Genomic DNA, 12153 nt, shown 5'->3' with positions numbered 1-12153 from the left:
ACCGCTAGTAAACCCGCTTCTCTCCTAAATTTTACGTTACTTTGTTCGCCTACAGACGGGCTGTCTGTAGGGATTACTAAACGAAGTCGCTCATTCCAGCGTTATTAACGAAAAACCATCCCCTGCATGAACCGTATCACCTTTGACAACGAGGATGAAATTCGGGTAAAGTCCTTTGTCGGTGCCTTACTCATCAATGTCCTCCTGGTGGCCCTGCTGTTCCTGGTCAACCTCTCCCATTCGGTTCCCAATCCGCCCCCCATTCAGTTTGTCGAAGTTAACTTCGGCACCGATGCCCGGGGGAGTGGTCGGATTCAGACGTATAATAAAGCGTCGGATTCGCCCAATCCGGTTGATGTGAAAGCGGCTGACAAGCGCCCCAATCCAAAAGTAAACACGACACCCCGGCTCGAAAAGACCCGGGTTACCCCGTCGCCTAAAGTGGAGGAGGCTAAACCAGCCAAAACGGCTACGGAGAAGCCACTGATTGCCAGCAAAGCCGAAAGCCCCGTCACGACGCCTGAACGGCCCGAGCCCAAGCGGGCGGAATCGCCCAAAGCAGCCGTCCCGGTAGAACGGCCGGCTCCACCGGCCCCGCCTAAAAAAGTGGAGACCGTCAACAACGATGCCCTGTTCAAGAAATCATCGGGTGGGGGTGGTTCGAATGGCACCGTGGGTAAAGCCTCGGGGACCGGAGGGAATAACAATGGCGACGATGCCAGTGGTGTTGGCGACAAGGGAAATCCCAATGGCAAAATCAACGCCAAGGAGTTTTACGGAACCCCCGGTGGATCGTCATCCGGAGTAGCCTTCGACGTGTCGGGCTGGTCGATGGCGAGTCGCCCCAGCGTGAATGACGACTCTGACGAGACCGGCAAGATTGTGTTTAAGATTACGGTGGATGATGGGGGCGACATAACCCGGATTCAACAATTGCAAAGTACCGTTAGCCCATCTGTTGCGGAGGTCTACCGCAAAGCGGTGCAGCGGCTCCGGCTGCGTCCGAAAGGGGGCGCCACGCCACCCACAGCCACTGGTACGATTACCTTTATCATTAAGTCTAAAGATTAATGCAGTACGCGGAAGCGATCGACTATTTATACAGTCGGCTCCCGGTTTTCCACCGGATCGGTGCCAAAGCGATTAAACCCGGTTTAGGGAATACCCTTCTGCTGTGCGAAGCGCTCGGCAACCCCCAGCATCAGTTTACCAGCATCCACGTCGCTGGCACGAATGGGAAGGGGAGCACTTCCCATATGCTGGCCGCTATTTATCAATCGGCCGGGTATCGGGTTGGTCTATACACATCCCCACACCTTCGCTCATTTACCGAACGCATCCGGCTCAATGGCCAGCCCATTCCAGAGGATGAGGTGGCCCGCTTTGTAGCGCAACACCAGGGACTGATCGAGCGGATTGAACCATCTTTCTTTGAAGTGACTGTGGCCATGGCCTTTGCTTTCTTTGCTCGGGAAACGGTCGATGTTGCGCTGATTGAAGTGGGATTGGGCGGACGACTTGATTCAACGAATGTCATCACCCCCGTTGCGTCCGTCATCACAAACATTGGGTACGATCATACCGACATACTGGGGGATACCCTCCCGCTGATCGCCGGAGAAAAAGCCGGTATTATCAAACCCGGGGTTCCGGTACTGATTGGCGAGACGCACCCGGAGACAGAAGGCATATTCCGGGGCGTAGCCGAATCACTGCAGGCTCCCATTGCTTTCGCTGATCAACAGTACACCCTGCGGGATAACGGGATTGTAGAGGGGTTACGGCAGGTTCAGGTTTGGCAGGACAGTGGATCGGTTTATTCGCTCGCACTTGATTTGTTAGGGGACTATCAATTGAAAAATCTCCCGGCGGTGCTGGCTACTGTTGCGGTGCTGCAGCCCCTGTTTCCCGTTTCGCCTGCTGCTGAGCAGGATGGACTGGCCGCCGTCACCTCATTAACGGGACTCAAAGGGCGGTTCCAAACCCTACAAGATCATCCCCGTGTCATCGCTGATACGGCCCATAACCGGCCGGGTCTGGAAGCGTTATTCCACACCATCCGCTCCCTGGCGTATACTCAACTGCGTATTGTGATCGGTCTGGTAGCCGACAAAGACCGGAGCCATATTCTGGATGTACTGCCTCAAACGGCCGCCTATTACTTCTGTCAGGCTCAGACACCCCGGTCCTTACCCGCTGACGTTTTACAGGCAGAAGCTGCCTTGATTGGTCGGAGGGGGCACGTTTTCACCGATGTGAATGCGGCCTTGTCGGCGGCTTTACAGGATTCGGCTGCTGATGATTTAATTCTGATAACCGGCAGCAACTACACCATTGCCGAATTACCTAATTTATAACCACCGTGACACGTAGAAAAACACACCGCTTTCTGCAAAACGCAGAAAGTACAAATGTTATTCAAGTTGGTAAACCTCTTTACAAAACCATTCGTGGGAACTGGCGAACGGACTATTTCAAAAACAACAACCCAATCGTTCTTGAGTTGGCCTGTGGAAAAGGAGAGTATACGGTTGGCTTAGCACAGGCCTTTCCAGAAGTAAATTTTATAGGGGTCGATATCAAAGGAGACCGGATTGCTCGTGGGGCCAGGGCGGCTCAAACGTTGGCGTTACAGAATGTCGCCTTTTTGCGTACGGACATCAATTTCCTGACGGAGTTTTTTACCGACGGAGAAGTTAATGAAGTATGGATCACCTTTCCTGATCCGCAGCCCCGGCCAAAGCAGGAGAAACATCGATTAACCCACCCACGATTCTTGTCAACCTATCAACGTTTGTTAGTGCCTGGAGGCACGCTGCACCTAAAGACAGATAGTCCTGATTTGTTTGCGTACAGTCTTGAGCAGGTTAAACAGGCGCAGGTCACTAATTTACAATATACAACTGACTTGTATAGCTCCCCATTGAACGATATACATTTGGGAATTAAGACGAAGTACGAACAGATCTTCTTCGACAAAGGATTTACAATTAACTATTTACAATGTAAAATGGGTGTGATTTAACATAATCACACCCATTCGTTTATTTACTTATGTAATTTAACTTGATCAATCACCATTTGTTAACAGTGTGAATTTACAAGTTATGGTGATGGCTATTTCACAAATTACATTATTAAAACAGCTTAGCCATTAAGTCAGCAACCCGGCTTGAATAACCGAATTCATTATCATACCAGCCAACTACTTTTACCAACGTTCCATTAGCCGCTGTCAATTTTGAGTCGAAAATGCAGGAATGCGGGTTACCCACGATATCAATCGAGACAATTTCGTCGGTATTGTACTCCAGAATCCCTTTCAATGTTGTTTCAGACGCCTGTTTGATGGCATCGTTAATTTCCTGGATGGACGCTTCCCGCTTCAGGACTACCGTCAAATCCGTCAGTGATCCGTCTGGCGTTGGTACGCGCATGGCATTCCCATCCAGTTTGCCCTTCAATTGGGGTAACACAAGCCCTACTGCTTTAGCTGCACCGGTTGAGGTTGGTACAATGGATAAAGCGGCTGCCCGTGCCCGGCGCAAATCCGAGTGAGGAGCATCCTGTAAGTTTTGATCAGCGGTGTAGGCGTGGATGGTTGTCATGTATCCTTTCTCAATACCGAAAACGTCATCTAGCACCTTTGCCATTGGGGCAAGGCAGTTTGTGGTGCACGAAGCATTTGAAATAATGGTTTCCGAACCTGTCAGCGTATCATCATTTACGCCTAAAACGACCGTAGGAATATTTCCTTTAGCAGGAGCCGAGATAACTACTTTTTTAGCACCCGCTTGTAAGTGCATACCAGCACCAGCCTCATCGACGAAACGCCCGGTTGACTCCAGAACGACATCTACTTTTAAGTCACTCCAGGGTAATTGTTTTGGGTCACGTTCCGCATATGCGTTAATGTGTATACCATTTACGGTTAAGCTTTCGCCGTCTGACGTTACCGTGCCTGTGAATTTACCATGAACGGAATCGTACTTTAATAAATGCGCCAGCGTCGCATTATCTGTTAGGTCATTGATGGCAACAACTTCAATGTTTTCTTTTTCAAGTAGTCTTCTGAACGATAACCGCCCAATACGGCCAAAGCCGTTAATTGCAACGCGTATTTTTTCCATGTACAGAGAAAATTGGTTTGTTTTCGGTGTCAAATATAACAGATAAAAAAGCCTTTTGCAGATATATCTAATTAGCTACAATATTTAGCAAATAGGGGAGGGGAATTAGTATTTAGCATATTTAAGTCTTATATTTAGTATTTAACTAGTGTTTTGCTAAAAATAATTAGGAATTTTAGCAATTATTGCTAATTAAATTAGTATATACTAAAATTTATACTAAAAAAGTGTGTATATTGTTTGATTTTGCTAAACTATGACCATTGTTTTACTAAAAATAGGAGAGAGGTACTACTCCCTTTATAAATCATAAGAAAAGCTAAATTTTTCTGGTATTATCTGTCTTGAGCAACGGATTAATATATTGTCTATTTCTATTTATCAATAGTAATACACCAGGATCACTACTAATAAGCACTAGCTAGTTAAAGCCAGTCATTCAAATAACTTTAATAGATGCCTATTATAAATTAGTCATATTCGGATTCCTACAATCGACTAATATATAGGTTTGACCACGTAGTTGTGGAATAACCTCTCACCTAACCTTTAGCATCTTATAGGGTCTACATAGTTTATAAGATCTTAGACATCTCTTAGAACAAGAAACTAGCCTAATCACTCAATTGAGTGATCATTTAGATGAATATAGCGTTGAGCTACGTATTACTAACAGTACGTAGCTCCATCCTTTTTACATCGGCTCAGTTTTTGCTTTATCCATATAGAATTACCCATTTTTCTTTTGCTCATAAATAGTAGAACCATTTTACTGAATTAATCAATACTACTAAAATTTTGAGTGACCAGTTTACAACAACAGAGGAGCAAGGTTCGTCTACCGAGTGTTTGGTATCTGGCCAGAACCTTACCGATCAGAAACAGCATGGCTCATTTCATGCTAGGGATAAGCGATTAAAAAGGAGCAGGCCTAACAACCTAAACCTGATGCGTCGATAAAACCGTTCGGCTGGTGGTAAGATCCAAAGCCATGCCCTTGGCCCTTGTGGAGTTTCAAATTATTTGAGCTGTTATATTTCAACTATACATGTCTTCGTATTACCTTTGAAAAAACGGAAATGCCACCCGTTTATAATATCGTTATATAACAATATAATATTTGGTCGTAAAAATTACTTCCCTAATATTCAATTAGTTATATACCTAAGTATAAACTATTACTTTAAGTAAATGAACGAAAGAATTGACGAAATTTGGACTAACCGGGAACTGCTTTCAGAACCAGAATCCATCCAACTAATTAAAGACGTAATAAATCAATTAGATAGGGGAGAACTCCGAGTAGCCTCTCCACCCATAACCGGATCCGACAACTGGACTGTACATGAGTGGGTAAAAAAAGCGATTCTTCTTTACTTCGTTAGTCAACAAATGAAGACCGAAGAAGTAGGCATTTTTACGTTCAACGACAAGATCCCACTGAAAACTAATTTTGCAGAAGCTAAAGTTAGAGCGGTCCCACCAGCTGTAGCCCGGTTTGGTTCTTACCAAGCACCGGGGGTAATTCTGATGCCGTCGTATGTCAACATCGGCGCCTATGTAGATGAGCGAACAATGGTTGACACTTGGGCAACGGTTGGGAGTTGTGCTCAGATTGGCAAAGATGTCCATCTGAGTGGGGGCGTCGGAATAGGTGGTGTCCTTGAGCCACCCCAGGCTGCACCCGTCATTGTCGAGGATGGTGCCTTTATTGGCTCGCGCTGCATTGTTGTTGAAGGAGCCCACATTGGAAAGCGAGCCGTATTAGGAGCCGGTGTTACTATCACAGGCTCATCAAAAATTATTGACGTAACGGGTGCTAAACCGGTGGAGTATAAAGGATTTGTTCCTGCTAATTCAGTAGTGATTCCCGGAAGCTATGCTAAACAATTTCCCGCGGGAGAATTTCATGTACCTTGCGCAATAATAATCGGGCAACGAAAAGAATCCACTGATCTGAAAACATCACTCAATGATGCACTTCGGGAAAACAGTGTATCGGTTTAACAGATAACACCCAATACACATTTGTAATTATACACAATTAAATACATTTGTGAAGTTTACATAGCCACATCATCTGATGTGGCTATTTTATTTTGTAAATTACAAGAAACAATCAGTATTAAATTTATATTTGTACTAATTCACCTGCTACTGTTATCAATTGTATGATGAACATAAATGACAAAATTAAACAGATCTTATTGGACAAAAATTTAACTCCATCATATTTCGCGGATGAAATCGGAGTTCAACGATCCAGTATATCGCATATTTTATCGGGACGCAATCGCCCAAGTTTCGATATCATTCAAAAGATTATACGTCGATTTCCGGAGCTTGGTTACGAGTGGATCATGGAAGAAGAAAGTCAACAGGTAAATCAATCTGTTTCGTCAGGCTACGGCAACCGTAATCAGTCACGTCCTGTGGTCGAACGTACCGAGCGCTTTAGCCCGGTACAACCAGCCTCCTCTGTTTCCTATGCAAACCCGTCGCCCGGCATCCGAAGCCAGCGGAATGAGATACCCCCGGTCCATATTCAGAGCCAGGCGCCCGTTGATACACTGGCTGGTCAAGTTGAATCGGCGATTAGTCCTGTCGTTAGTGCTGATAAAAAGGTAGAGCGCATTCTGATCTTTTATACAGACGGCTCCTTTAAAGAGTACATGCCCTCTCATTAGGAAAGGTTCTTTTGCCCAATGGGTAACTAACTCCCCAGGTAAAGATCGTTTGGGAATGGGACTGGTGTTGGATCAACCTACCTGAGGTGCTAGTGTAGTGGTATTGACTTCCTACGTTCCCCTGATAGTTTGTAGTTATAGCAACACAGAGATCGGCAATACAAAGCTTTCCAAAGGGCATTTTTATTTCTTAACAATAGGAGGTATTCCCATTTTTCTGGCTGCCATCTAACCAGCCAATTTTACAGATTACTGTAAGCACTGATGTATAAAACGTCTTAATATCGGCTCGTCTGTATGCAAACTGACCAGCCAATTTGTGAAGTCGGCCTCTATAGCCTAAACGCTTTGGTATCAAACGTCTTAATATCGGCTCGTCTGTATGCAAACTGACCAGCCAATTTGTGAAGTCGGCCTCTATAGCCTAAACGCTTTGGTATCGTATGCGCTGAAGGCCGTTACAAAACTGGTGGCCGTAACTTCACTGCCGTTTCATCAACCGAATGGTTCAGGCCCATTCGTGTCGGACTATAGCTTAAGTATGGTAGAATGGATCATTTTATAAAACCAGATACGTTGATTGGCTTATTTCGGTCAGCCCAGCTACTCAACGCTGCTTCCGATAAAGCAACCAGTTGAGTTTGTGGTTTTAGTTTATATAATAGACAGGCTATACGTTGGTACGTCTAGTAAAAGGTGAAGTCTGTTTTTATTCTCTATTAGTATGTTTACCAGAATTGAAACCTTCACAGGCTATATTTATTCGCATCGATACCGCATCATCTCTACCTAAAAACATCGATTTTGAGCGTTTAGAGCCCTATTTCAGGCCCAAAACTACCTAACTCCTTGTAAAGCAATGCTTTAGTGTTCCACGTGGATAAGTTGTGAATAAGTCTGTGGATTACCCAGTCAATTTTGTTATATAATTTATATTATGTTAAGTAAAGTAATTATTAAATAGGGTCGGCACCTTGCAGCACCAACCCTATTACCTTATTTGCTTTCGATACACTCGATTTTTTTCTCCTCGTACTGCTTCAGGATATTCTGCAGATTCGTCAGGTTTTCATTTACATCAGCCTCATCTTTAATCGACTTTGCCTTAGTAAAATATGGTAGTGACTGCTTGAATTTACCACAAACCTTACCATCCAGTTCTTTACCATTCTTGCTATACTCGGCCATGTCCATCCGATCGACACCACGCTTCATTTCTACCGCTTCATTAAAAATGAAAACAGCCGTATTGAAATTGGCATCGTAGTTATTGGGGTCAATAGCCAGTGCTTTATCCAGGTATGTCTTCTCTTGGGTCAGGTTTTCTTTTTGCACCTGTTTGAGTTCAGCTAACCGTTTTGCACTATCTGTTGCACCGGCAGCACCAGCTGCGGCAGCTTTAGCATCGGCTTCCAATTTGGCAACTTCCACTTTTTGTTCCGCCAGTCGTTTCTGAACATCTGCCAACTGCCGTTTCAACTCAGGCTTTGGCGTCTTTTTGATGCTGGCCGTCAATCGGGCGATCTCGCTGTTGTACGCATCAATGATGCTTTTACCATCTGCTAATTGCTTGGCGGTATTGCCTCCTTTCTTGGAGTCTCCCTCCAGCTTCCGCATTTCCTCATCCGATTTGTGAGCAATATTATTGTAGACAATCGATAGGTTGACCAGGTTCTGCACGTTGTTAGGATCTTTCTCAACCATCGCTTTCATGCCCGTGATGGCTTCATCCATCCGGTTCGACGAGAGCATGATATTGATCTTCTCGTTAGCCAGATCCTTGTTGGTTGGGGCCAGGGCGATGCCTTTGTCCAACGCAGCCAGGGCTTTGTCAATCTCGTTATCTCCGCGATACAACATCGCCAACGAACCGTAAATAGCCGCATCTTTTCCCCCGCCAGCGATGTATTTCTCCAGTTGGGTCTTCGCCGTGGCGTTATCTTTGATTTGTTGAGCCGCGATAGCCGTGTACAATGGCGCTAAGGTGTCCTTTGGGTTAATATCCCCTGCTATCGACATGGCTTTCATGGCATCAGCGTAGTTCTTGGACTGAAACTTAGCCACCCCCTGCTGCATAAAAGCCGTTGCCATCACGGGCGCTTTCAAAGCCTCTTCGGCTTCTTTTGCCAATTTACCCGGACCACCCTTTTTGTCCTTATCCAATTCAATTACCTTCTTGAAGGAATCATACGCAACCGTTGCTGCCGAAGAATCTATTTTCATAAATCCACTGGAAGCAATATTTTCATAAATCTTGGCCCGATCCATCCACGTACTGGCTTTAGCGGACGCTTTGGCATCGGTAATGTCCTTATCGCTTTTCTCCTTTTCCTTCTTTGAGGTTTCCATGGCAAGATCTGCCGCCGTATTACCTTGCTGTGCCTGGGCATATACTCCTGTGGTCAGGAGACATGCAGCGAGAATTACAAAAACTTGTTTCATGTGTAAACTGGGGTTGTGTTTTCTTATTAAGAAACGAAATTACGGAATCTGACTGTATAAGCATGACCCGCCTTAAAATGTTTGAGCCGCCTGACTGATTGGTTGATCAGCCCAGGCGGCTCAAATTATGTTATAGACTGACTAGTCGACAACAGCGGGCTCCGGCTCAGCAGCGATCAGCTCCTCTCCTTCTTCCCGTTTGATTTTGGTTACCGACGATATTTCATCCCCTTCATTTAACTTGATGAGTCGAACCCCCTGGGTATTCCGGCCAATAACGCTGATAGCCTCCACTGGAGTCCGGATGGCGATACCCGACTTGTTGATGATCATCAGGTCATCCGTATCCGCCACATCCAGCACGGCAACCAGGCGCCCTACTTTCTCGGTTACTTTGAGCGTACCCACCCCTTTGGCCCCCCGATTGGTAATCCGGTACTCCTCGATATCGGAACGTTTTCCATACCCATTCTGCGATACAACCAGCAATTGTGCATCAGCCGACGAGATACACACCATGCCAACCACATGATCGGTGGCATCTTCTTCATCCAGGGAAATACCCCGTACACCTGCGGCTGTCCGTCCCATTGGCCGAACCCGACTTTCATGGAAGCGTACAGCTTTGCCCGCACTGGACGCGATGACAATGTCATTATCGCCATTGGTCATACACACCCCGAGCAACTGATCATCCTCATCGATCGTGATCGCAATGATGCCGTTCTGACGGGGACGGGAGTAAGCCTCCAGCATGGTTTTCTTGATGGTCCCGTTGCGGGTACACATCACAATGTAATTATTGTTGATATAGTCCTCATTCTTCAGGTCTGTCACGTTAATGACCGCCCGGACTTTATCGTCCGACTCGATATTAATAAAATTAGCGAGTGGCCGACCTTTCGACAGCCGGGAACCTTCGGGAAGTTCATAAACAGGCAACCAGTACAAGCGTCCTTTTTGGGTAAACGCCAGCAGCGTGTTGTGCATAGTTGCCGTGAACAGGTGCTCCGTGAAGTCCTCTTCTTTCGAAGCAGCTGCCTTAGCGCCTACTCCTCCCCGACCCTGTGACCGGTATTCGGTGGTCGGTGTCCGCTTGATATACCCTTCGTGCGAAATGGTAATCACCATGTCCTCATCGGCAATCAGCGACAGGTCACTGATGTTTCCGTCCCCAAGGGCGTTGATCTCCGTCCGCCGTTCGTCGCCGTAGCGGGCGCGAATGTCGGTAAGTTCTTCCCGGATTACTTGCCGTTTGCGCTCTTCACTGGCCAGGATTTCTTTCAGGTCAGCGATTTCTTTCATAAGCTCGTCGTACTCAGCCTGCAGTTTGTCCCGCTCCAGACCCGTCAGACGCTGTAAGCGCATTTCCAGGATGGCTTTCGCCTGCAGATCGCTCAGACTAAACCGCGCCATGAGGCCGGTTCGGGCTATTTCCGGATCGCGTGAGGAACGGATCAGATCAATAACGGCGTCGATGTTATCCAGCGCAATTAACAGACCCTCCAGGATATGCGCCCGTTTTTCAGCCTCGCGCAATTCATACTGCGTACGACGGGTAATAACCTCGAACCGATGCTCGACGTAATACTTCATCATGTCTTTCAGATTCAGCATCATCGGGCGCCCTTTGACCAGGGCAACGTTGTTGATGCTGAACGACGACTGTAACGCGGTGTGCTTGTAGAGGTTATTTAGGACAACGTTTGGGATGGCATCTTTCCGCAGGTCGTAAACGACCCGTAGACCGTCGCGGTCCGATTCATCCCGGAAAGCGGTGATGCCTTCGATCTTCTTGTCGTTGATGAGTTCCGCCGTCTTTTCAAGCATGACGGCCTTGTTGACCATGTAGGGTACATCCGTGACGATAATCTGAGTCTTGCCCCGATTTTCTTCAATCGTCGCATGGGCCCGCATAACAACGCGCCCACGACCCGTCAGGAAAGCTGACTTAACCCCTTCCATTCCGTAGATCGTCGCTCCCGTCGGAAAGTCCGGCGCCTTGACAAACTGCATCAGTTCCTCAACTGTAATGTCATAGTTTTCCAGATAGGCCAGAATACCATCGACTACTTCCGTGAGGTTATGCGGAGCCATATTCGTGGCCATCCCAACGGCGATACCCGACGAACCGTTTAACAGTAAGTTCGGTAGTTTGGCGGGCATGACAGTCGGTTCCAGCAGAGAATCATCGAAGTTCCCCTGAAAATCAACCGTCTCTTTATAAATATCAGTCAGTAGTTCGTCGGCGATGCGTTTCAGACGGGCTTCGGTATAGCGCATAGCTGCCGGAGAGTCGCCGTCGATCGAACCAAAATTACCCTGTCCATCCACGAGTGGATACCGCAGCGACCAATCCTGCGCCATACGAACCATGGTATCATAGACCGATGAATCGCCATGCGGGTGATATTTACCCAGTACCTCACCAACGATACGGGCCGATTTTTTGTGAGGCTTATTATAGTTCACCCCCAATTCTGCCATACCGAACAAGACCCGGCGGTGAACAGGCTTCAGCCCGTCACGAACATCGGGCAACGCACGCGAGATGATAACGGACATCGAGTAATCAATGTACGCACCCCGCATTTCGTCTTCAATGTTAATGGGAATGATATTACTGGGAGTTTCGAGGTCGGGAGTTTCGTCCGCCATGTGACAAATGAGTTTCGCAGAAAATTACTATTCTGGCTTACACACTGCGCGTAAACCGCTCTATAGACAAATATACAAAATTTTCAGGAGAAAAGAGAAATAATCCCTTAAAATCGCGCCTATTGGGCTTAACGGAGCCACAGAAACGTCTCTTTTGTTGGAAAGAAATGGCGTATTCTGTCGCCAGCATCATCTAAATGAAATACAATTCTATTTCAACTAAAACACAGACCCCT

General features: G+C 46.7%; 8 protein-coding genes and 1 pseudogene. 6 read left to right on the top strand and 3 right to left on the bottom strand.

Annotated features, from left to right (window positions below; translation table 11 throughout):
* The first annotated feature begins 126 nt into the window (after window positions 1–126).
* Genes SD10_RS12365 through trmB form a run of 3 tightly spaced genes read left to right on the top strand, consistent with a single transcriptional unit; the run spans window position 127 to window position 3025 of the window.
* Window positions 127–1071 carry an energy transducer TonB gene (locus SD10_RS12365; RefSeq protein ID WP_046574071.1) on the top strand — a complete coding sequence of 315 codons (945 nt, stop codon included), beginning with the start codon at window positions 127–129 and terminating at the stop codon, window positions 1069–1071.
* Entirely contained in the window at window positions 1071–2357 is a 1287-nt protein-coding gene (locus SD10_RS12360) for a bifunctional folylpolyglutamate synthase/dihydrofolate synthase (protein ID WP_046574070.1), read from the top strand. Before SD10_RS12365 ends, SD10_RS12360 begins: the two co-directional genes overlap by 1 nt.
* Window positions 2358–2362: 5 nt before the next feature.
* Window positions 2363–3025 carry a tRNA (guanosine(46)-N7)-methyltransferase TrmB gene (trmB, locus tag SD10_RS12355; RefSeq protein ID WP_046574069.1) on the top strand — a complete coding sequence of 221 codons (663 nt, stop codon included), beginning with the start codon at window positions 2363–2365 and terminating at the stop codon, window positions 3023–3025.
* A 112-nt stretch (window positions 3026–3137) separates the two neighbouring features.
* On the opposite strand, the gene gap is transcribed toward trmB, so the two are convergent.
* Entirely contained in the window at window positions 3138–4130 is a 993-nt protein-coding gene (gene gap / locus SD10_RS12350) for a type I glyceraldehyde-3-phosphate dehydrogenase (protein WP_046574068.1), read from the bottom strand.
* 1191 nt (window positions 4131–5321) lie between these two features.
* Between gap and SD10_RS12345 the strand changes: the two genes are divergently transcribed.
* From SD10_RS12345 to SD10_RS30090, 3 genes and pseudogenes are all read left to right on the top strand, one after another.
* Window positions 5322–6137, top strand: coding sequence for a 2,3,4,5-tetrahydropyridine-2,6-dicarboxylate N-succinyltransferase (locus SD10_RS12345; protein WP_046574067.1), 816 nt, complete (start codon window positions 5322–5324; stop codon window positions 6135–6137).
* 164 nt (window positions 6138–6301) lie between these two features.
* A pseudogene (locus SD10_RS30255) lies at window positions 6302–6406 on the top strand (XRE family transcriptional regulator); the annotation flags it as partial.
* An 84-nt stretch (window positions 6407–6490) separates the two neighbouring features.
* Window positions 6491–6817 carry a hypothetical protein gene (locus tag SD10_RS30090; protein ID WP_227699267.1) on the top strand — a complete coding sequence of 109 codons (327 nt, stop codon included), beginning with the start codon at window positions 6491–6493 and terminating at the stop codon, window positions 6815–6817.
* A gap of 996 nt (window positions 6818–7813) precedes the next feature.
* On the opposite strand, the gene SD10_RS12330 is transcribed toward SD10_RS30090, so the two are convergent.
* Window positions 7814–9259 (bottom strand): tetratricopeptide repeat protein, encoded by a 1446-nt coding sequence (locus tag SD10_RS12330; RefSeq protein WP_046574065.1) that lies wholly within the window; start codon window positions 9257–9259, stop codon window positions 7814–7816.
* A 141-nt stretch (window positions 9260–9400) separates the two neighbouring features.
* Window positions 9401–11917, bottom strand: coding sequence for a DNA gyrase subunit A (gene gyrA / locus SD10_RS12325; RefSeq protein ID WP_046574064.1), 2517 nt, complete (start codon window positions 11915–11917; stop codon window positions 9401–9403).
* Window positions 11918–12153 lie beyond the last annotated feature (236 nt).

This window comes from Spirosoma radiotolerans, assembly GCF_000974425.1.
GTDB lineage: Bacteria > Bacteroidota > Bacteroidia > Cytophagales > Spirosomataceae > Spirosoma > Spirosoma radiotolerans.
This window is presented reverse-complemented; position numbering and strand designations above follow the sequence as displayed.